The sequence below is a fragment of the Dickeya sp. MK7 genome (assembly GCF_000406305.1).
Taxonomy (GTDB): domain Bacteria; phylum Pseudomonadota; class Gammaproteobacteria; order Enterobacterales; family Enterobacteriaceae; genus Dickeya; species Dickeya fangzhongdai.
This window is the reverse complement of record NZ_CM001984.1, coordinates 3,074,993-3,096,448: the sequence shown is the minus strand read 5'-3', so window position 1 is coordinate 3,096,448 and position 21,456 is coordinate 3,074,993. Positions and strand designations below refer to the sequence as shown.

The 21,456-nt window shown below is 54.1% G+C and carries 22 protein-coding genes; 12 read left to right on the top strand and 10 right to left on the bottom strand.

Annotated features, from left to right (window positions below; translation table 11 throughout):
• Positions 1-8: 8 nt before the first annotated feature.
• From mdtG to DXXMK7_RS13305, 3 genes are all read right to left on the bottom strand, one after another.
• A complete protein-coding gene (gene mdtG, locus DXXMK7_RS13315; RefSeq protein ID WP_038919532.1) occupies positions 9-1,235 on the bottom strand; it encodes a multidrug efflux MFS transporter MdtG in 1,227 nt (408 codons plus the stop codon).
• 30 nt (positions 1,236-1,265) lie between these two features.
• Positions 1,266-2,186 (bottom strand): Kdo(2)-lipid IV(A) acyltransferase, encoded by a 921-nt coding sequence (locus tag DXXMK7_RS13310; RefSeq protein WP_038919531.1) that lies wholly within the window; start codon positions 2,184-2,186, stop codon positions 1,266-1,268.
• Positions 2,187-2,416: 230 nt separating this feature from the next.
• Complete coding sequence (locus tag DXXMK7_RS13305) at positions 2,417-3,514, bottom strand: NADH:flavin oxidoreductase/NADH oxidase (protein ID WP_038919530.1); 1,098 nt, start codon at positions 3,512-3,514, stop codon at positions 2,417-2,419.
• A 209-nt stretch (positions 3,515-3,723) separates the two neighbouring features.
• Here DXXMK7_RS13305 and DXXMK7_RS13300 point away from each other — a divergent pair, with 209 nt between their 5' ends.
• A complete protein-coding gene (locus tag DXXMK7_RS13300) occupies positions 3,724-4,782 on the top strand; it encodes a rhodanese-related sulfurtransferase (protein ID WP_038919529.1) in 1,059 nt (352 codons plus the stop codon).
• A gap of 48 nt (positions 4,783-4,830) precedes the next feature.
• On the opposite strand, the gene DXXMK7_RS13295 is transcribed toward DXXMK7_RS13300, so the two are convergent.
• The 5 genes from DXXMK7_RS13295 to pyrC all read right to left on the bottom strand — a co-directional run bounded on the left by DXXMK7_RS13295 (position 4,831) and on the right by pyrC (position 8,319).
• Entirely contained in the window at positions 4,831-5,409 is a 579-nt protein-coding gene (locus tag DXXMK7_RS13295) for a YceI family protein (RefSeq protein WP_038667996.1), read from the bottom strand.
• A 28-nt stretch (positions 5,410-5,437) separates the two neighbouring features.
• Complete coding sequence (locus DXXMK7_RS13290) at positions 5,438-5,992, bottom strand: cytochrome b (protein WP_038667998.1); 555 nt, start codon at positions 5,990-5,992, stop codon at positions 5,438-5,440.
• 379 nt (positions 5,993-6,371) lie between these two features.
• Positions 6,372-6,626: a biofilm formation regulator BssS gene (gene bssS / locus DXXMK7_RS13285; protein WP_013318447.1), complete on the bottom strand. Its 255-nt coding sequence runs from the start codon at positions 6,624-6,626 to the stop codon at positions 6,372-6,374.
• A gap of 296 nt (positions 6,627-6,922) precedes the next feature.
• The gene (gene dinI / locus DXXMK7_RS13280) at positions 6,923-7,165 is read right to left on the bottom strand and encodes a DNA damage-inducible protein I (protein ID WP_038919528.1); all 243 of its coding nucleotides are present in this window, start codon (positions 7,163-7,165) and stop codon (positions 6,923-6,925) included.
• Between the two features lie 110 nt (positions 7,166-7,275).
• The gene (gene pyrC / locus DXXMK7_RS13275; protein WP_038919526.1) at positions 7,276-8,319 is read right to left on the bottom strand and encodes a dihydroorotase; all 1,044 of its coding nucleotides are present in this window, start codon (positions 8,317-8,319) and stop codon (positions 7,276-7,278) included.
• Positions 8,320-8,499: 180 nt separating this feature from the next.
• Between pyrC and DXXMK7_RS13270 the strand changes: the two genes are divergently transcribed.
• Positions 8,500-8,787, top strand: coding sequence for a putative quinol monooxygenase (locus tag DXXMK7_RS13270; protein ID WP_038919524.1), 288 nt, complete (start codon positions 8,500-8,502; stop codon positions 8,785-8,787).
• Between the two features lie 71 nt (positions 8,788-8,858).
• Here the strand turns inward: DXXMK7_RS13270 and rne are convergent, their stop codons facing one another.
• Positions 8,859-12,044, bottom strand: a complete 3,186-nt coding sequence (gene rne, locus DXXMK7_RS13265; protein ID WP_038919523.1) for a ribonuclease E — start codon at positions 12,042-12,044, stop codon at positions 8,859-8,861.
• 578 nt (positions 12,045-12,622) lie between these two features.
• Here rne and rluC point away from each other — a divergent pair.
• Positions 12,623-13,579: a 23S rRNA pseudouridine(955/2504/2580) synthase RluC gene (gene rluC / locus DXXMK7_RS13260; RefSeq protein WP_038919522.1), complete on the top strand. Its 957-nt coding sequence runs from the start codon at positions 12,623-12,625 to the stop codon at positions 13,577-13,579.
• 54 nt (positions 13,580-13,633) lie between these two features.
• Here rluC and DXXMK7_RS13255 read toward each other — a convergent pair whose 3' ends face one another.
• The gene (locus DXXMK7_RS13255) at positions 13,634-14,218 is read right to left on the bottom strand and encodes a nucleoside triphosphate pyrophosphatase (protein ID WP_038921030.1); all 585 of its coding nucleotides are present in this window, start codon (positions 14,216-14,218) and stop codon (positions 13,634-13,636) included.
• Between the two features lie 160 nt (positions 14,219-14,378).
• Between DXXMK7_RS13255 and yceD the strand changes: the two genes are divergently transcribed.
• From yceD to pabC, 9 genes are all read left to right on the top strand, one after another.
• Positions 14,379-14,900, top strand: a complete 522-nt coding sequence (yceD, locus tag DXXMK7_RS13250) for a 23S rRNA accumulation protein YceD (RefSeq protein ID WP_038668008.1) — start codon at positions 14,379-14,381, stop codon at positions 14,898-14,900.
• 16 nt (positions 14,901-14,916) lie between these two features.
• Positions 14,917-15,087 (top strand): 50S ribosomal protein L32, encoded by a 171-nt coding sequence (gene rpmF, locus DXXMK7_RS13245; protein WP_012769343.1) that lies wholly within the window; start codon positions 14,917-14,919, stop codon positions 15,085-15,087.
• A 26-nt stretch (positions 15,088-15,113) separates the two neighbouring features.
• On the top strand, positions 15,114-16,160 hold the full coding sequence (plsX, locus tag DXXMK7_RS13240) for a phosphate acyltransferase PlsX (protein ID WP_038919521.1): 1,047 nt from the start codon (positions 15,114-15,116) through the stop codon (positions 16,158-16,160).
• 6 nt (positions 16,161-16,166) lie between these two features.
• Positions 16,167-17,117 carry a beta-ketoacyl-ACP synthase III gene (locus DXXMK7_RS13235; RefSeq protein ID WP_038919520.1) on the top strand — a complete coding sequence of 317 codons (951 nt, stop codon included), beginning with the start codon at positions 16,167-16,169 and terminating at the stop codon, positions 17,115-17,117.
• Positions 17,118-17,136: 19 nt separating this feature from the next.
• A complete protein-coding gene (fabD, locus tag DXXMK7_RS13230; RefSeq protein WP_038919519.1) occupies positions 17,137-18,066 on the top strand; it encodes an ACP S-malonyltransferase in 930 nt (309 codons plus the stop codon).
• A 14-nt stretch (positions 18,067-18,080) separates the two neighbouring features.
• The gene (gene fabG / locus DXXMK7_RS13225) at positions 18,081-18,815 is read left to right on the top strand and encodes a 3-oxoacyl-ACP reductase FabG (protein ID WP_038919518.1); all 735 of its coding nucleotides are present in this window, start codon (positions 18,081-18,083) and stop codon (positions 18,813-18,815) included.
• 154 nt (positions 18,816-18,969) lie between these two features.
• Complete coding sequence (gene acpP, locus DXXMK7_RS13220; protein ID WP_012765204.1) at positions 18,970-19,206, top strand: acyl carrier protein; 237 nt, start codon at positions 18,970-18,972, stop codon at positions 19,204-19,206.
• Between the two features lie 82 nt (positions 19,207-19,288).
• A complete protein-coding gene (fabF, locus tag DXXMK7_RS13215) occupies positions 19,289-20,527 on the top strand; it encodes a beta-ketoacyl-ACP synthase II (RefSeq protein ID WP_038919517.1) in 1,239 nt (412 codons plus the stop codon).
• A 124-nt stretch (positions 20,528-20,651) separates the two neighbouring features.
• Entirely contained in the window at positions 20,652-21,455 is an 804-nt protein-coding gene (pabC, locus tag DXXMK7_RS13210) for an aminodeoxychorismate lyase (protein ID WP_038919516.1), read from the top strand.
• The last annotated feature ends 1 nt before the right edge of the window (position 21,456 follow it).

Genomic DNA, 21,456 nt, shown 5'->3' with positions numbered 1-21,456 from the left:
GAACCGCTTTATTCAGGTTCAGATACCGGTATGCGATTGGGTTTGCGGCGTAGAGAGAACCATGAGTAGAACGCGTTGATCATCACGACGGCAGCGGTAACCAGAAATACGGCTCTGAACCCAAAGCTGGCGGAAATGCTGGCGCCCAGTAGCGGCCCCGTCACGTTGCCGACATCACGGAATGATTGGTTATAACTGAATATCCGGCCGGCGACCTGATGAGAAGAATGGTAGATCAGCAACGTTTGCACGGCGGGTAACAGTGCGCCGTCAGCGGCCCCCAGCAGGAAACGCAGCAACGCCAGTTGCCAGGGCGACTGTACGAACGCCATCGGGATGAGTAGCAGCACCGAGAGTATCAACATGGCGATCAGGATGCGCTCCGGGCCAATCTTGTCGCCGAGTTTTCCCAACCGTGGGGCGCTCAGCAGTGCCGATACGCCCGGAATGGCGGCGATAGCGCCGCTGATAAAGGCCAGATTATCGGTCTGACCCGCCAGTTCACGCACATACAACGTCAGAATTGGCGCGATAGAGCCGGTGGCTATCTGGATAATCATGGTTGTCACAAACAGGCTCATCACCAGATGCGGGTTTTTCAGTGAAATCATCACCTGGCGCCCGCTGAGCATGTCCTTTTTCCGAACGGGCTCAATTCGTTCCCGAATGAGAAAGAGCGTAATTAGAAAACAGATGAACAAGACCACCGCTGTGATGAAGAAGACCGGCCGCAAGCCAAAGGTATCCGCCAGATAGCCGCCTAAGAGCGGCCCGAGCAGCGCACCGCCCACTGCGCCGGTGGACAGGGTTCCCAGCGCCCAGCCGCTACGATTGCGGGGAACCTGGGTGGCGATCAGCGCATTGGCATTCGGCACGAAGCCGCCCAGGATACCCAATGCCGCTCTGAGCAGCAGGAATTGCCAGATATTTTGCACCAGCCCCATCAACGCCATCACTATCGCCATTCCTAACGCAGAGCGCAGTAGCATCAGCTTGCGCCCTTTACGATCGGCAAGACGTCCCCAGAACGGCGAAGCGATAGCTGAAAACAGGAAGGTAATGCTGAAAACCACGCCCGACCACAGATTCAATTCTTCATGGCCCTGTATGCCGAGTTGCTCGACATACAGTGAAAGAAAAGGCATGACCAGGCTGAAAGCGGCCCCGGTAAAGAAACACCCCAACCAGGCGATGTAGAGATTGCGTTTCCAGTCAATCGGGGCGGTGTCATCCATCGTATTTTCCTGACTGGGTTGTCCCAGGGCTTAGTACAGCGAAGGTTCCCCGACAGGGCGTGTTTTGAAGCGTCGATGCAGCCACATATATTGGTCCGGCGCCAACAGGATATTTTCTTCAACCAGTTTGTTCATCCAGGCGGCGGTCGCTTCTTCGCTTTCCAGCGGAATATCCAGCTGTGCCGGCTGAATAATCAATTCATAACCCCTGGCATCCGGCAGGCGGCGGGGAACAAACGGGACGATAGCGGGTTTGGCGGCTCGGGCCAGCATGTAACTGCCGACTGTGGTCGCCGTTTTCTCGACGGCAAATAAGGGAACGAATACGCTACTGCGCGGACCGTAGTCATGGTCGGGAGCGTACCAGATAATTTCGCCCTGTTTCAGGGCGCGAATCATGCCTTTTAAATCCTTGCGATCCAGCATAGATTTGTTGGAACGCATTCTGCCCCAGGTTTGCAGCCAGTCGATCAGCTTATTGTCATTGGGTCGGTAAACGCCGATCCCGGCATTTTGCAGACCGAAGATGCGCGCGCCCAATTCCAGGGTCAGAAAATGCAGACCAATCAACAATACGCCGCGCTTTTGCTCACGCAGAGGCTGCATATTTTCAATACCGATCACCTTGAACCAGCGCTCTACCCGCCAGTCAGGCCAGAACCACGCCATACCGGTTTCCATCACCCCCATGCCGACGGATTCAAAGTTTTTCTTCACCAGTTGTTCCCGTTCTTCTGCGGGCATATCCGGAAAACAGAGTTGCAGATTACGATGGGCGATAGCGACGCGGCGTTTTAGAAAGTGCATGGACAATCTTCCCAGCCCGGTACCGATGCGGTAAATGAAAGGATAAGGCAGCAACACCAGCAGATAGAGAAGAACAATGCCTGACCACGTCGGCCAGTAGCGAGGGTGTAAGAGTGAGCGATGGAAAGAGGGGATTTGTGTCATAGCCTCAGTATCAAAATCAAAAAGCGGCGAACAACACGCCGACGGTTAACATAATGATCAGCGCTTTCCAACAGAATAGCCGAAAGCGGCGTTGTTAAGGAAAGAATACGCTTGTTGCTTTTATCCGCAAATTCAACACGGTATCTATAATAACATTTGAGGGATATGGGTTTTAGCGTTTGGTGACATTGGGCGGAACAGCCCCCGCACTGTACGGCGGGGACATCAACTTATAGCGGGGTGAACAGCCCTTTGGCGTAATGTGGTTCGCAGCGCCAGTACTGGGGAGGCGCGATAACTTTTTCTTTCAGCCGGATCGCCGCGTGCCACGGCCAGCGCGGATTGAACAAAATCGCACGCGCAAGAGCTACCGCATCCGCCTCTTCAGTTGCCAGAATTGCTTCTGCCTGTTCCGGTTCAGTGATCAAGCCGACGGCGATGGTCACCAACCCGGTTGCCTGACGAATTTTTTGTGCGAAAGGCACCTGATAATTGGGGGCGGGATGAATTTGCTGTAAGGGCGACAGACCGCCGCTGGAAACATGAATATAGTCGCACCCCAATTCGCGCAGCAGTTGGCCTAGCTCAATAGATTGCGCCAGATCCCAGCCGCCTTCGACGGCATCAGTGGCGGAAATACGGACGCCCACGGTTTTATGCGGCGGAAACACTTCACGCACAGCCATATAGACCTCGCGCAGCAGGCGCATGCGGTTGGTCAGCGATCCCCCATATTCATCATCGCGCTGGTTGGTCAATGGCGAAAGAAATTGATGCAACAGGTAGCCGTGAGCGGCGTGGAGCTCGATCAAATCGAACCCCAGCCGATCTGCCCGTCTGGCCGAGGCGGCGAAGGCGTCAATCAGGTTCTTGATTTGATCGTGGCTCATGGCGACAGGCGGGGTGTCATCCGGGTGGTAAGGCAAGGCGGAAGGCGCCACTGTCTGCCAGCCGCCTTGCTCTGGGGGCAGGAAGGTTCGATTGGCCCAGGGCGCGCCGGTTGAGGCTTTGCGGCCGGCATGGCCGAGCTGGATGCCCAACGGGATGGCTGAATGTTTGCGGATGCCCCGTACAACCGGCGCCAGTGCACGTTCGGTATCGTCGTCCCACAGGCCGAGGTCCTGTGGCGAGATGCGCCCTTCCGGCAGGACGGCGGTGGCTTCCAGAATCAATAATCCGGCGCCGGAATGCGACAACGTACCCAGATGCATCATGTGCCATTCGGTCGCTTTACCATTTTCAGCTGAGTACTGGCACATCGGCGCGATGATGATGCGGTTTGGCAGCGTCAGGTTTCCCAATGCCAATGGGCTGAACAGTTTGCTCATGAAGATAACCTCCGTCTGAGATATACCCGGGAAACATTGCCAGAGATGTCGCAGCGCCTGAAATAACGATTTCACATTCCGATATGCACGTCATTCACTGACAGTATGCTATCCCTCGTGTATGATGCGGCGGCAATTTATTGTTTGCGCAACATCGCCTTCATAATATTTTAACGCCATTCACCTCAATAAAAACAGGATCGTACACCATGCCAGTGTTACATAACCGTGTTTCCAATGAGGAACTGAAAGCGCGCATGCTCGCTGAAACCGAGCCGCGTACCACAGTGTCCTTTTACAAATATTTCCAACTGGATGACCCGCAAGCCTTCCGCGATGCGCTCTATATCGCCTTTAGCCATGTAAAGGTATTCGGCCGCGTTTATATCGCCAGAGAAGGCATTAACGCGCAGATCAGCGTTCCGGCCAGCCATTTTGAGGACTTTCGCCGCGCCCTGTTCGGCTCGCATCCGGCTTTGGACGGAATTCGGCTGAATGTCGCACTGGAAGATGACGGTAAGTCATTCTGGGTATTACGCATGAAAGTGCGGGATCGCATTGTCGCCGATGGCATTGATGACGCCAGCTTCGATCCGACCCAGGTCGGTCAGTATCTCAAAGCGGAAGAGGTCAACCGGATGGCGGACGATCCTGATACGTTGTTCGTGGATATGCGTAATCATTATGAGTATGAAGTCGGCCATTTTGAAAACGCGATTGAAGTGCCTTCCGATACGTTCCGCGAGCAGTTGCCGATGGCGGTCGATATGCTGGCGGACGCGCGCGACAAGAATATCGTGATGTATTGCACCGGCGGGATTCGCTGTGAAAAAGCCAGTGCCTACATGCTTCATCATGGTTTCAGAAATGTCTATCACGTGGAAGGCGGCATCATCGAATACGTGCGGCAGGCCAAAGCCAATGGGTTGCCCCTCAGGTTTATCGGCAAAAACTTTGTATTTGACGAACGGATGGGGGAACGAGTATCCGGGGATGTGATTGCCCATTGCCATCAATGCGGTGAGCCGTGCGATACCCATGTCAACTGTAAGAATCAGGGATGCCATTTACTGTTTATTCAATGCCCGACGTGCGCGGAAAAATATGAGGGATGCTGTAGCACCGTGTGTCAGGATGAGATCCGGTTACCGCTTGAAGAGCAGCGTCAGCGCCGGAAAAATCGTGAAATCAGCATGAAGATCTTCAATAAGTCTAAAGGATTGCTGAATACCACCCTGGGTATTCCTGCACCGGAAGAGAAAAAATAACGCTGATGGCGAAAAGCGCAGAGTCTATGAAAGACTCTGCGCAAATTATTATTTCTGACGAATACCTTCAACCGAAATGATCAGATCCACTTCCTGAGAAGCCGGGCCAAGATCGGTAGTGATATTAAAATCTTTCAGTTTAAGCTTTCCTTCGGCTTCGAAACCGGCACGATAATTCCCCCACGGGTCGTTACCCTGACCAATTGCTTTCGCTTCCAGCGTCAGCGGTTTAGTTACGCCATTCAATGTCAGATTGCCGGTAATTTTCAATTCATCGCCGTCTTTTTTCACTTCGGTGGATGCGAATGTCGCCTGAGGGTGCTTGGCGACATTCAGAAATTCGGCGCTGCGAATATGTTTATCACGTTCGGCATGATTGGTGTCAACGCTGTTGGTATTGATGGTTACGCTGACTTTGTCTGCGGAAGGATTATTTTCATCAAAGGTAAATGCGCCGTCGAAATCCTTGAAGGTACCGTATAACCAGCTGTATCCCAGATGCTTGATACGGAACTGAACAAACGCATGTTGTCCTTCCTTGTCAATTTTATAATCGGCAGCGGTAGCGGCTCCCGCGAAGCTAAACAGGGAAGCCATAGTCACGCCCAGAATTGCTTTCTTAAACATTGGTCTTTCTCCTTGAACCCAGAATGAATTAATCCGCCTGTCTACCCAACATGCGTTTTAACGTAGCGTCACGATCGATAAAGTGATGTTTAAATGCCGCCAGCGCATGCAAGACGGACAAAATGACGACCGCCCATGCAAGATACAAATGGATGGTACCGGCGGTATCCGCCTGATCCTGAATCCCGCTCAGCGTAGCGGGCACTGAGAACCAGCCAAAGACGGAAATTGGCTGACCTTCGGCGGTAGAAATCAGATAACCGCTAATCAGTATGCTGAATAACAACAGATACAGGAAAATATGCGCCAACGTGGCGCCGATACGGGTCAGTGTGGAATAGCTGGATAGCGGGCGAGGAGGAGGAGAAACCCAGCGCCATATCACCCGGAACAGCAGAGCCAGAAACAGCAATATGCCTATACCTTTATGTATTTCAGGCGCGTTGTGATACCAGGGATCGTAATATCCCAGGGCAACCATCCATAGCCCTAATGCAAACATGCCATACACTGTGGCAGCGGTAATCCAGTGCAGCAGCACGCTAATGTGCCCATAGCGGGTTGACGTATTACGCCAAAGCATTATTGAAATCCTTATCGTAGGTTAACCTTTGTTTCAGGAAATTAAACATCCGTAAACATAAAATCAATATAAAAATGACCTATTCAATATGATATTTTTATATTTCAATAAATTTGAAGGTGGTTCGGATTTATTATTCAGGATGACTGTGTAAGTTTATTAAAACATTTCTTTATTTATTTAAATTCAGGAAGATAAATGCTTTTTTATTAAATTGGGTTACTTGTTTTTCTGATTTTATTCTTTTGGTAATTTATTTTTACAAACAAATCAGATGCTAAATTTGTTGTAATGAAGATATAGACGGTGAGACACCGCTCTGGGGAGCGGTGTCAGGGGAGAGAATGGCATTGGTGAATGGTGATAAATATAAAAAATATTAATGCTTAAGATAGTCGGCAGGTTGATATTCATTCGATTCGATTTTGGCAATCCCAGCCTCAAGGATTGAGATAAGCTGTTTTGCCACGTCCGTGGTTAACCATAATGTCCGGTCAACCTGCGCCTCATCTGGCGCCTGGTCCGCCGTAGAAAGGTAATGCAGGCGGATCATCATTGCGTCATAACTGTCAACGGTACTGATATCCCAGCCTACTAGCGGGTGCGTTTGAATAATCTCATTTTTTCTGTCCATAAATACCCCTTATTGACTAGTTACTACCGTGAGTGACTAAACGAGGTTTAAGACGGCTCTTGTAGCTGAGCAATATCAGTATATCTCTGTCAGATTCATTTATGGAAATTAAATGTAAAAAAAACTCAAGTGGATGTTTCAGTTAATTATCTGGTGAAATGAACGATGATTCTTGAACAAAAATAGTACAACTCGTTAATGTGAACGTGCGATTCAACGCGATATCCGAGGAAAAAATGAAGAGGCCAGACGCAAGAGGACTGGCCATTAGGTAACCTGTGCGGATGGAGAAAGGACTACTCGTTTTGAATAAACCAGTCGTCAGCGCTTTCCCATGTCTCCTGCAGGATCTCCGATATTCTCTCTTTATCGTCCTTGTTACCGCCAAAGACGCTCAGATTATTGGCGGCAGCGTAACGGACGTGTACGGGGGTATCCGGATAAATGCCATGAACCCGGTGACTCAGTTCATCGGTCAGCGCTTCAAGTGCGCCTGCGGGCAGTGGGGTCGTTTTTGCTATGGTAAGTTCAATACGCATGGTTGCCTTCTTATGTGACTGTGTTTTTATACAGTATATCAGGGAAGGCAACAACATGAATAAAAAATGCGTACAAAGTGACTCCCTGGCTGGCAGGGAGTTCGGCGCTATCAGGCGACAGACCAGTTCAGGCTCTGGCCGGCAAGAAACGGAATGATAGTTTCTTCGCCTGCGACAATTTCTTCCGGAAACTGCACCGGCTGGCGGCGTAATTCAAGCGTGCCTTCGTTAACCGGCAACCCGTAAAAGCGTGGGCCATTCAGGGAGCAGAACGCTTCCAGTTTATCCAGAGCGTTCAATTCCTCGAATACGGTGGCGTAGGCGCTCAATGAGGCCTGCGCGTTGAAAACGCCGGCACAGCCACAGGACGATTCTTTACGGTGTTTGGCATGCGGGGCGGAGTCGGTGCCGAGGAAGAATTTCTCGCTACCGCTGGCGACCGCTTCGCGCAGAGCCTGCTGGTGTGTGTTGCGCTTGAGGATCGGCAGGCAGTACAGATGCGGGCGGATGCCGCCCACCAGCATGTGATTGCGATTAAACATCAGATGCTGCGGAGTGATGGTGGCCGCAACGAAACGATCGGCAGACTGCACATACTGGGCGGCTTCGCGAGTGGTAATGTGCTCAAACACCACTTTCAATTCCGGGAACTGCTGGCGCAGCGGCTCCATGATGCGCTCGATGAAACGGGCTTCGCGATCGAAAATGTCGACTTCCGGATCGGTGACTTCGCCGTGAACCAGCAGCGGCATGCCCAGTTTTTGCATTGCTTCCAACACCGGGTAGATGGTTCTGATGTCCGATACGCCGTGGCTGGAATTGGTGGTGGCATGTGCCGGATAAAGCTTGGCGGCGGTAAAGACACCTTGTTGATAGCCCGAGATGATTTCGTTTTTGTCCAGAGACTCTGTCAGGTAACAGGTCATCAACGGCTGGAAGGTCTCGCCGGCTGGAACGGCGGATAAAATCCGCTGCCGATATGCTTCAGCCTGGGCCGCGGTAGTAATGGGCGGCGTCAGATTCGGCATCACGATTGCTCTGGCGAAAAGTCGGCTGGTATAGGGCAAAACAGCCTTGAGCATCTGATCGTCACGCAGATGAAGGTGCCAGTCGTCAGGACGACGAATCTTCAGAACATTCGGCAAGGGGGTCATGAAAAAACTCCGGCGGTCGGTAAATAACGTCCCTGAAACAGGGAGTGATATGGCGGGGGGTAAGCATAAGCGGAAAGTGTAGCGAATGCATCCGTTTGTTGTGAAAAGGTTGAAATTAGCCTGCAGTTGGCGTTTTATGGTTGGATATTCAATCGGTTGTTATATTCATGGAGTATTATGATGGAAATTCGTATCGTCGCCAGCGTTCAGGCTAAGCCGGAGTTCATTAACGATGTTGCGGCCGCTGTCCGGCAGGTTGTTGCGCCGAGCCGTCAGGAAGCCGGCAATCTGCAGTATGAGTTGCATGAAGAGTTGAACAAAACCGGTTCGTTCGTGTTCTTCGAACGCTGGAAAAGCCAGGAGGCTATCAACGAGCACGAGCAGACTGCGCATTTTCGCGCGCTTGTCGCTCAACTGGAAGGCAAGATCGATGGCATGGACATTAAGTTGCTGCAGCCGATTGCCTGAAAAATAATGCCCGTCATGGACGGGCATTAAATGGGAATAAGCACCCGCCGAAGCGAGGTGCTTTTTTTATATTATTCCACCGGCCGTGTCGCTGGCGCGCTGGCCTGATTCTCGGCAGCATGACCACCGGCAGAACCTTTACCGGTGAAGGCAAATGCCGGGCGCTGCCAGTCGCTGACGCGCGGTGCATCCGGAACATATGCCGGCGCAGGTGCGCGAGTCATCGGCGCGGCGGCATGGTGATGGCGGGCCGACACTACGGTCGTGGTCTCAGCTGGCTCCGGCGCGGCAACCGGCTCCTGAGCAACTGGCGTATTCTCAACCTGCACCGGCTCGTGAATAACCTGCGGTTGTTCAGTTACCTGCGTTTCGGCGGATTCGCTGCTGGTTGTCGCGTCGCTATCAGCAACAACAACCTCATCAGCAACAACCGCGGCGGGAGCCTGTTCGACAGCCTCTTCAACACGAGCTGCGGTTTCCACGGGTTGTGGTACCGGCGCCGATGCTACCTGAGGTTGAGGAATCTCTTCCTGTACGCTGGCGCCGAGATCCTGAGTCGCTTCGCTCTGCACGGTTTCTTGCTGCGTCGGAGCGGATACTACGGCTGGCGTTTCCGTTGCCGGGGCGTTTGCCGGAGCCGTATCCAGAACATCTACCGCTTCCGGGAGCGTAGCGACCGTTGCTGCCGCCAGTTCCGGTACGACTGAAAGCGGGGCGTCAATGGACTCGGATACCTGCTCTTCCACCAGCTCTGGTTGCTGCGGCTGGGCTACCGGATAGCGAATCCAGACTTTGCCTGAGGCCATTTCCGGTGAGGCTGAAGCCTGTGCCATCGGCATCGGCGACTGCGCCGGGTAGCGTTCATCGCGGTAACGACGACGACGCTGACCACTGACTCGCAGATGGCGAGGCGAACGGCGAGAGCGACGCGGCAGACCATTTTCGCGGTTGCTTTCAGCCGCGTCATTTTCCGTATCAGTTCCCTCAGCAGCCAATGCGACAGGTTCAGTCACTTCAACCACGGACGGTTCCTGAACGTACGGAACGGCGGGAAGCTGCGCTTCGACATTCTCTTCTGTGGCATCGCTGTCCTGAACCCGCACTTTCTGGGTCAGTTGGCGACGTTGACGACGCTGCATCACCTGTGCCGGTTTTTCCTGCTCGGCACCTGCGTCTTCCGCGTCGACAGCCACGGTGTTCAGCTCTTTAACTTCGCTCTGCGCCTGACGTTTTTCTTCCTGGCGGCGGCGTTGACGCTCGGCGCGCTGCTCACGACGTTGTTCATCACGCGCGGCTTTGTCTTGTGCAGAGACTTCCGCTACCGGCGCAGTTTCGATGTCGGCGTTCTGCGACGGCGTGCGCTTGTTACGGCGCTGTTCGTCACGCTCGCGCGGCTCGCGATTGTCGCGGGTGCGTTCGCGACGACCGGATTGGCGGCGGTTGTTTCGGCGTTCCTGCTTTTGTTCCTGCTCATCGGATGCCGATTCGACAGTTTCAGCCGGTTTGTCTTTGGCGTCGGCCGGCGCGGCAAAGATGCCCTTCAGCGCGCCGACAAAACGACCGAACAGACCGCGTTCGGAAGAGGCCGGTTGTTTTTCCGCTTTCGGAGCGGCAACCGCCGGGGCTGGCTTGGTTTCAGCCGGCGGAATGTCCGACATGGTGAAGGACGCCAGAGCCGGCTGTTCCGGTACCCGACGTTCGGACACCTGCTCTTCCGGCGAGGGCTGTGATTCGACATCCAGCAGCTGAGGCAACATATAGCTCAGGGTCTGCTTTTCTTCGCCTTTGCGGATACGCAGTACGGAGTAGTGCGGGGTTTCCATACCGTCATGCGGTACGATAATGGCGCGAACGCCCCCCTGACGTTTCTCAATCGCGTTGACCGCTTCACGTTTCTCGTTAAGCAGATAAGACGCGATGGGAACGGGTACGATAGCGTGGACTTCTTTGGTGTTCTCTTTCAGCGCCTCTTCTTCAATCAGACGCAGGATCGACAACGACAGCGATTCATTGTCACGGATAGTGCCGGTGCCGCTACAGCGCGGGCAGACATGGTGACTGGATTCGCCCAGTGACGGGCTCAGACGCTGACGGGACATTTCCAGCAGACCAAAGCGGGAGATACGGCCGATCTGGATGCGGGCGCGATCCTGACGCACCGCGTCACGCAGGCGGTTTTCCACTTCGCGCTGATGGCGGACCGGGGTCATGTCGATGAAGTCGATGACGATCAAACCGCCCAGGTCGCGCAAGCGAAGCTGACGGGCAATCTCATCCGCCGCTTCCAGGTTGGTGTTAAAGGCGGTTTCTTCAATGTCGCCGCCGCGGGTTGCGCGAGCGGAGTTGATATCAATGGCGGTGAGCGCTTCGGTGGTGTCGATAACAATCGAGCCGCCGGAAGGCAGACGTACTTCACGCTGGAAAGCGGATTCGATCTGCGATTCGATCTGATAATGACTGAACAGCGGGATCTCGCCGGTATACAGCTTGATTTTACTGCTGAAATCCGGGCGCCCCAACGCAGCGATATGCTCTTTGGCCAGTTCCAGAATTTTCGGGTTGTCGATCAGAATTTCGCCGATGTCCGGACGCAGATAATCGCGGAACGCGCGAACGATAACGTTGCTTTCCTGATGGATCAGGAACGGCGCGGCACGACCTTCCGCCGCTTTCTTGATCGCTTCCCAGTGCTTCAGGCGAAACGCCAGATCCCACTGCAGTGCGTCGGCGGATTTGCCCACACCGGCGGTGCGGACGATCAAGCCCATACCGTCCGGCAGTTCCAGCGAGCCCAGCGCTTCTTTTAATTCGGTACGGTCATCCCCTTCGATACGGCGGGAAATACCGCCTGCCCGCGGGTTGTTCGGCATCAGCACCAGATAGCTGCCGGCCAGACTGATGAACGTGGTCAGCGCAGCGCCTTTGTTACCGCGCTCCTCTTTGTCCACCTGAACGATGACTTCCTGACCTTCACGAAGCACATCTTTGATGTTCGGGCGGCCATGCGCATTGTAGTTGCTGGGGAAGTATTCACGGGCGATTTCTTTGAGAGGGAGGAAGCCATGTCGCTCTGCGCCATAATCAACAAAAGCGGCTTCAAGGCTGGGTTCTATGCGGGTGATCTTGCCTTTGTAAATGTTTGCCTTTTTCTGTTCATGACCGGGGCTTTCAATGTCCAGATCGTAAAGCCGCTGACCATCAACCAAGGCAACACGCAACTCTTCCTGCTGAGTTGCGTTAATCAACATTCTTTTCATCGTACTTAACTCGTTATTTTTACTTGCATTATTGATAGAGCTGCGGATGAACGGAGGCATGACCGGAGGGGACCGATGGCCTCGTGTCTTATCGCAGGGGCGTCAACCTCACGGTTGTCGCCTGCATAGAGGCGCATGTTTCGGTAGCCTGTATTTCCTGATGGAATACAGCGCATTTACTGCGGGAACAGCTTCTGAAAATAGGTTGCCAGATCTGATTCCATATGCCGGCCAAGCTGCAAACCACAGCTCGCTAACTGCCTGATTATTCAATACGTCTTACGCCATTGCTGCGTTTATGAGTAATCCGGCAAAGATAATAATTCCGCAATTTCCCCTGTTTTACCGGAAATCAGCACGGAAAGCCAAAGCATTATTCCATTGCTGATACGTCGATAGCAAGGTGACTTTGCCTGTCAATATAAAGTTTGTTGTGCTGTTTTTAACCAAACTGAAACCAGTTGATGCTGAAATCAGTCGGGATGCGAACAGTAACAATATCTTCATAAGCCAGACTGACAGTTAAGCATAGAAAAAGATGTGGCGCTATCGGTGTGTGCTATTTAGAATCCGCCTCCATGAAAACAGAGAACCCAACCGTACAGTTTCTGACGGTTTCCTCCGAGGAAGCCGGTCAGCGAATCGACAATTTTTTGCGCACCCGGCTTAAAGGCGTGCCGAAAAGCATGATTTATCGCATCCTGCGCAAAGGCGAGGTGCGGGTGAATAAAAAGCGCATCAAGCCGGAATACAAGTTGCTGGATGGCGACGAAGTGCGCATTCCGCCGGTGCGTCAGTCGGAGCGTGAAGAACCGGCGGTTTCCGCCAGCCTGGATAAAGTCTCGGCGCTGGCTGATTGCATCCTTTATGAAGATGATTATCTGTTGCTCCTGAATAAACCGTCGGGCACGGCGGTGCACGGCGGCAGCGGACTCAGCTTCGGCGTGATTGAAGCTCTTAGAGCGTTGCGCCCTGAAGCGCGCTTCCTGGAACTGGTCCACCGTCTGGATCGTGACACTTCCGGCGTGTTGCTGGTGGCTAAAAAGCGCTCGGCGCTGCGTGCGTTGCACGAGCAGCTGCGCAGCAAGGGGATGCAGAAGGATTATCTGGCGCTGGTCCGCGGGCAGTGGCAGTCGCACTGTAAGGCGGTACAGGCGCCGCTATTGAAAAATGTGCTGCAAAGCGGTGAACGTATCGTCCGGGTTAATAGTGAAGGAAAGCCGTCTGAAACGCTGTTCAAGGTAGAAGAACGGTTCGATTGCGCCACGCTGGTGCGCGCCAGCCCGATTACCGGGCGAACCCACCAGATTCGCGTTCACACCCAATATGCCGGGCACCCGATAGCGTTCGACGATCGTTACGGCGATCGTGAATTCGACGTCCAACTGGCGGATACCGGGCTCAAACGCCTGTTCCTGCATGCGCAGGCGTTGCGTTTTGAGCATCCTCACACCGGTGAGACGCTGCGTATTGAAGCGCCGCTTGATGCCGCCTTGCGTCATTGCCTGCAAGCTTTGCGGCAGCGTCAGAAATAAGCGTGCGCCGCGTCCCTGATTACCCGCAGGGACGTGGTTTGCACCTCGCCATCATCACGGTAATAACGGATTCACGCCTTCCTCTCGCAATAATTCCAGCAGCGTAATCAGCGGTAAACCGATCAGGGTATTGGGATCCCGGCCGGATAACCGGTCAAACAGCGCGATGCCAAGCCCTTCGCTTTTAAAGCTGCCGGCGCAGTCAAAGGGATGTTCGCAATCGACATAGCGTTCGATTTCGCATGTGCTGAGCGTACGGAAATGCACCTCGAACGGCTCAACTACGCATTGCAGACGCGCGGTTGCGCTGTTGAATAAGGCCAGTCCGGTATAAAAAGTGATACATCGCCCGCTGGCCTGTTGCAATTGGCGTATGGCGTTTTCCCGGGTGTGAGGTTTGCCGGTGATGACGCCCTCCAGCACACAGACCTGATCGCTGCCGATGATCAGGTTGTCGGGATATCGCCCGGCCAGCGCGCGGGCTTTGCCGGTCGCCAGTCGGCCGACCAGTTCGCCGGCGCTTTCGCCGTCGGCCGGAGTTTCATCGATATCGGGCGCCGCGCAGACAAACGGCAGCCCCAGTTTTTCCAGCAGGGCTTTGCGGTACAGAGAGGTGGAAGCAAGGACAATTCGGGACATAAATGCAAACCAGGTCATAGCGTAATCAGTGAATGCATTTTAAACTGTCTGCCGCTTTAGAAGCGAATTTGGGTGTGCGAAGGCAAATTTGGGTGAAAGCACTGACATCGCCACCTTTTTCTTTGACTCTCCGTCGTTACGACGTTAATATGCGCGCCCTATGCAAAAGGTAAAATTACCCTTAACCCTTGATGCGGTTCGCACTGCTCAAAAGCGTTTAGATTATGTTGGTGTCTATACGGCTGAACAGGTGATGCGTGTTGCCGAATCAGTGGTTAGTGTGGACAGTGATGTGAATGCGACGCTGTCGTTCAGCATTGACAGCCAACGGCTGGCGGTGATTGATGGACAGGCTGATGTGACGGTGACGTTGCTGTGTCAGCGCTGCGGCAAGCCTTTCGAACATCAGGTCCACGCCACGTTCTGTTTTAGCCCGGTCATCAGTGATGAACAGGCCGAAGCCTTGCCGGAAGCGTATGAACCTATCGAAGTCAATGAGTTCGGTGAGGTTGATTTGCTGGCGATGGTTGAAGATGAGCTTATCCTCTCTTTGCCCATTGCGCCGGTGCATGATTCTGAACACTGTGAAGTGTCCGAAACGGATATGGTGTTTGGTCAGTTACCCGCCGAGGCGGAAAAACCGAATCCATTTGCCGTATTAGCCAGTTTAAAGCGTAAGTAATTAAGGAGTAAGGTCCATGGCCGTACAACAGAATAAACCTAGCCGTTCCAAACGTGGTATGCGTCGTGCTCACGATGCGCTGACCACTTCCGCTGTATCCGTAGATAAAGTTTCCGGCGAAACGCATCTGCGTCACCACGTCACTGCGGATGGTTACTACCGCGGTCGCAAGGTTGTTGCCAAGTAATTCCTGCGATTTAGCAAGGAAACACTTTGACGCGCCTAACCTTGGCGTTAGATGCAATGGGCGGGGACTTCGGTCCCTGCATTACAGTGCCTGCAGCGTTGCAGGCACTGGCTTCTAATCCAGACCTCCATCTGCTGCTGGTTGGCGACCCTTCTGCGCTTACTCCATTACTCGCTAAAGTCGATTCCCCTTTATTTTCCCGTTTGGAAATCGTGCCGGCTGAATCGGTAATAGCTGGCGATGCGCGTCCATCCCAGGCTATTCGTGCCAGTCGGGGGACATCTATGCGCATCGCTCTGGAGTTGATCAGGGAAGGGCGAGCGCAGGCCTGCGTTAGCGCAGGCAATACCGGCGCATTGATGGGGCTGGCGACATTATTGATCAAACCCATTGAGGGGATTGATCGTCCGGCATTGGTGACAATGCTGCCCCATCAGCAGCACGGGAAGAGCGTGGTGCTGGATTTGGGCGCGAATGTTGATTGCGATAGCGCAATGTTAGTGCAGTTCGCCGTGATGGGATCGGTCATGGCGGAAGAAGTGCTCGGATTGCAGAATCCGCGCGTGGCGTTGCTGAATATCGGTGAAGAAGAGAGCAAGGGGCTCGCTAGTATCCGGGGCGCAGCGGCGCAACTGAAAACCATGCCTTCGATTAACTATATCGGTTATCTGGAAGGCAACGAATTACTGACCGGCAAAACGGATGTGATGGTCTGTGACGGTTTCGTGGGAAACGTCACGTTGAAAACCATGGAAGGTGTAGTGCGAATGTTTCTGTCTCTCCTGAAGGGCTCGTCCGGCAGGGGAGAAAGTCGGCAAGCACAGCCATGGTGGTTGAAATTTTTAGGGCGCTGGTTGCAACGGCGTCTGGCCAGGCGGTTTGGACACCTGAACCCTGACCACTATAACGGCGCATGTCTGTTAGGATTACGTGGAACTGTCATAAAAAGCCACGGTGCAGCAAACCAGAATGCGTTTGCTGTTGCAATTGAACAGGCGATGCAGACGGTGCAGCGGCAACTCCCGGAGAGGATTGCGTCGCGACTAAAGGCTGTATTACCCAAGAGTGACTGAGCGTACATGTATACAAAGATTCTCGGAACGGGAAGCTATTTGCCCGAACAAATCAGGACGAACGCTGATTTAGAAAAAATGGTGGATACGTCGGACGAATGGATCGTCACACGTACCGGTATTCGCGAACGCCGCATTGCTGCTCCAGATGAAAGCGTTGCCTCCATGGGGTACCGTGCCGCGCAGAACGCGCTCGACATGGCGGGAGTCGACAGTAATCAGGTCGGCTTGCTTATCGTAGCGACCACGTCGTCCAGCCATGCTTTCCCCAGTTCGGCCTGCCAGATCCAGCAGATGCTGGGTATTAAAGACACGATCGCCTTTGATCTTGCCGCCGCCTGCGCGGGATTCGCCTATGCATTGAGCGTGGCCGATCAGTATGTGAAAAGCGGCGCGGTGGATTATGCACTGGTCATCGGTTCCGATGCCTTGTCCAGAACGCTCGACCCGGCCGATCGCGGCACTCTGATTCTGTTCGGCGACGCCGCTGGCGCTGTCTTGCTGGGCCGCTCGGAAGAGCCGGGAATCCTTTCCACGCATCTGCACGCAGATGGTCGCTATGGCGATCTTCTGACATTGCCTTATGCGGATCGCCAGGAACCGCAGCCTGCTTATTTGACGATGGCGGGCAACGAGGTATTTAAAGTCGCCGTAACGGAACTGGCCCACATTGTCGAAGAAACGCTGGATGCGTCCGGCCTGAATAAAAGCGAACTCGACTGGCTGGTCCCTCATCAGGCAAACCTGCGCATTATCAGCGCCACCGCTAAAAAACTAGGCATGGGCATGGATAAAGTGGTGGTGACTCTGGATCGTCACGGTAATACGTCCGCCGCTTCCGTTCCTTCCGCACTGGATGAGGCCGTCCGCGATGGTCGTATCCAGCGCGGTCAGTTGATTTTGCTGGAAGCGTTTGGCGGCGGCTTTACCTGGGGCTCTGCTCTGATTCGTTTTTGATTTATCAGGACGTATGACTATGACGAAATTTGCAATGGTATTTCCCGGTCAGGGTTCCCAGTCGGTGGGTATGCTGGCTGAACTGGCTGAAAAATTCCCGCTGATCAAAGAAACGTTTGACGAAGCCTCCTCGGTTCTGGGATATGATCTGTGGCAGCTTTCCCAGCAAGGGCCGGCGGAAGAACTGAACAAGACCTGGCAGACCCAGCCGGCGCTGTTAACGGCGTCAGTCGCTCTGTGGCGCGTCTGGCGGCAGCAGGGCGGCGCGTTGCCGACGCTGATGTCCGGCCATAGCCTGGGCGAATATTCTGCACTGGTGTGCGCCGGCGTTCTGGATTTCAAGCAGGCGGTCAGCCTGGTTGAACTGCGCGGCAAACTGATGCAGGAAGCGGTACCGGAAGGGACCGGCGCAATGTATGCCATCATCGGTTTGGATAATGATGCGATTGCTGCAGCCTGTGCCGAAGCCGCGCAAGGTCAGGTAGTTTCGCCGGTCAACTTCAACTCGCCGGGGCAGGTGGTTATTGCCGGTAACAAAGAAGCGGTTGAGCGCGCGGGCGCAGCCTGTAAAGCTGCGGGTGCGAAACGCGCGTTGCCGTTGCCGGTCAGCGTACCTTCCCACTGTGCGCTGATGGAGCCGGCGGCCCGTAAGCTGGCGGATGCGCTGGAAGCGATCACCTTTAATGCGCCGGACGTGCCGGTGGTCAATAATGTGGATGTTCGCGCTGAATCCGCACCGGAAGCGATTCGCAGCGCGCTGGTGCGCCAGTTGCATAACCCGGTCCGTTGGACGGAATGTGTCGAATACATGGCCGCGCAGGGTGTGGTTACCCTGGTGGAAACCGGCCCTGGTAAGGTGTTGACCGGGCTGACCAAACGAATCGTTGATAGTCTCACGGCAACGGCGATTAATGATCCTGCTTCCTTATCGGCAGCGCTTGAACAGTAAAAACGGTGAAGATAATGAATTTTGAAGGAAAAATTGCCCTGGTGACGGGCGCAAGTCGTGGCATTGGTCGGGCGATTGCCGAGACGCTGGCTGCCCGCGGCGCCACCGTAATCGGTACGGCCACCAGCGATAAAGGGGCGGCGGATATCAGCGAGTGGCTGGGGCCGAAAGGCAAAGGCTATGCGCTGAACGTTACGGATGGCGCCTCGATTGAAAGCGTTTTAGCCAGCATCAAAGAAGCGTTCGGCGATATTGATATTCTGGTGAATAACGCCGGTATTACGCGTGATGATCTGATGATGCGTATGAAAGACGAAGCCTGGCAGGAAGTGCTGGATACCAACCTGAGCTCCGTTTTCCGGCTGTCCAAGGCGGTGCTGCGCGCCATGATGAAAAAACGTTTTGGCCGCATCATCACTGTAGGGTCTGTCATCGGTTCCCGCGGCAACGCCGGTCAGGCCAACTATGCCGCCGCCAAGGCTGGACTGGTTGGCTTTAGCAAATCGTTGGCGCAGGAAGTCGCGTCTCGCGGCATCACCGTTAACGTGGTGGCGCCGGGCTTTATCGAAACCGATATGACGCGGGCATTGACAGAAGAACAGCGTGTGGGCATTTTGGCGAATGTTCCTGCCAACCGTCTGGGTGATGCGAAAGAAATCGCCAGCGCTGTAGCGTTTTTAGCCTCTGATGAGGCGGGTTACATTACTGGCGAAACATTGCATGTCAATGGTGGCATGTATATGATCTGATAAGCAACACCGTAATTTGCGTTAATTTGCAGCGAAAACTGCAAAAAGCACAAAATCTTGGTTCGACCAGTCTTGATTTTGTTGCATCTTTTTCAACATTTTATACACTACGAAAACCATCGCGAAAGCGAGTTTTGATAGGAAATTTAAGAGTATGAGCACTATCGAAGAACGCGTTAAGAAAATCATCGTTGAACAGCTGGGCGTTAAGCCGGAAGAAGTCGTGAACAATGCCTCTTTCGTTGATGACCTGGGCGCTGATTCTCTTGACACTGTTGAGCTGGTAATGGCATTGGAAGAAGAATTCGATACCGAGATCCCAGACGAAGAAGCTGAAAAAATCACGACTGTTCAGGCAGCCATCGATTTTATTCAGGCTAATCAGCAGTAATCGAACATATCTAGGCGGTCGCTCGACCGCCTAAGTTTTCTTCTACCTCAGTATCTTTTTTTTCCCTCCCTGGAGGATCAGCGTGTCTAAGCGTCGAGTAGTTGTGACTGGTCTGGGCATGTTATCTCCTGTCGGCAATACAGTAGCGTCAACCTGGAATGCTCTGCTTGCCGGTCAGAGTGGCATCAGCCTGATTGATCATTTCGATACTAGTGCCTATGCAACGCGTTTTGCTGGCTTAGTAAAAGACTTTAATAGTGAAGATTTCATCCCGCGCAAAGAAGCGCGCAAGATGGATGCCTTTATTCAATACGGGGTTGCAGCCGGCATTCAGGCCATGCAGGATTCAGGCCTTGAGGTGACGGAAGCTAATGCGAGTCGTATCGGAGCCGCTATCGGGTCAGGTATTGGTGGTCTGGGGCTGATTGAGGAAAACCATGGCGCGCTGGTGCATGGTGGCCCGCGTAAAATCAGTCCGTTCTTTGTGCCATCCACCATTGTCAACATGGTCGCCGGGCACCTGAGCATCATGTTCGGCCTGCGTGGTCCAACCATTTCCATTGCCACCGCATGTACTTCTGGTGTGCATAACATCGGCCACGCTGCGCGCATTATCGCGTATAACGATGCCGATGTTATGTTGGCCGGCGGGGCGGAAAAAGCCAGTACGCCGCTGGGTGTTGGCGGATTCGGCGCAGCGCGCGCCCTGTCGACCCGCAACGATAATCCGCAGGCGGCAAGCCGTCCGTGGGACAAAGATCGCGATGGCTTCGTGCTGGGCGACGGCGCCGGCATTCTGGTGCTGGAAGAATATGAGCATGCCAAAAAGCGCGGAGCGAAAATCTACGCTGAAATCGTCGGTTTTGGCATGAGCAGCGACGCCTACCATATGACGTCTCCGCCGGAGAATGGCGCTGGCGCGGCGCTGGCGATGGAAAATGCCTTGCGTGATGCAGGTATTACCACGGAGCAGGTGGGTTATATCAATGCGCACGGTACGTCCACGTCGGCGGGTGATAAAGCCGAAGCACAAGCGGTGAAATCGGTTTTCGGTGCGGATACTCGCGTACTGGTCAGCTCGACCAAGTCCATGATCGGTCACCTGTTGGGGGCTGCGGGCGCGGTGGAGTCGATCTTCTGTATTATGGCGTTGCGCGATAAGGCTGTTCCGCCGACCATCAACCTGGATAACCCGGATGAAGGCTGCGATCTGGATTTCGTGGCGCACGAAGCTCGCCAGGTGGCCAATATGGAATACACGTTGTGTAACTCCTTTGGTTTCGGCGGCACCAACGGTTCCGTGGTGTTCCGCAAAGTCTGATGCGATGTTTTAATGAAGAGCCCGGTTCTGCCGGGCTTTTTTTTGTCTGACTGAAAATCGGATATTGCCGCTTGCCGGGCGCCCAGACGACTGACAGGCTTGCACCCTGGCCGAGGAGACGAATATGTGGTGGATTGACGGAAAAGCGGAGCAATGCCTGCCGGTATCGGATCGCAGCGTACAGTTTGGCGACGGCTGTTTTACCACGGCCAGGGTTGTGAACGGCCGTATTGTATGGCTGGAGCGACATCTTCGGCGGTTGCAGCAGGCGGCGGAAAAATTGTTGTTGCCCGACCCGGACTGGCAGCGACTGAGCGACGAGATGCAGCAGGCCGCCGAGGGCCGCGTTGACGGCGTGGTGAAAGCCATCATCAGTCGGGGCAACGGCGGCCGCGGCTACAGCTCGGCGGGATGCCACAAACCGGTGCGCATTGTTATGCAGGCGGCGTACCCGCAACACTACGCTCAATGGCGTCAGGACGGCATCCGACTGGCGCTGAGTCCGGTTCCGCTGGCGCAGAGCGCCTGGCTGGCGGGGATAAAGCATCTAAACCGGCTGGAGCAGGTGTTCATCCGCATGCATCTTGAACAGTCCGGCGCTGATGAGGCGCTGGTGCTTGACACCTCTGGGGCGCTGGTGGAATGCTGTGCGGCTAATTTATTCTGGCGCAAGGGAAAGCGGGTTTTCACGCCGGATGTATCGCTTGCCGGCGTTGACGGCGTCGCGCGTCGGCATATTATGGCGCTGTTGTCGGCATCGGCGTTTGAGCTGCATGTGGTGACTGAACCGCTGGAAACGCTGGCGGACGCAGACGAAGTGCTGGTGTGCAATGCGTTGATGCCGGTGATACCCGTAAACCAGGCGCATAGCTGGTGTTATCGCTCACGAGAGTTGTTCGACTTTCTGAGCCCTAACTGTGAGTCATGAT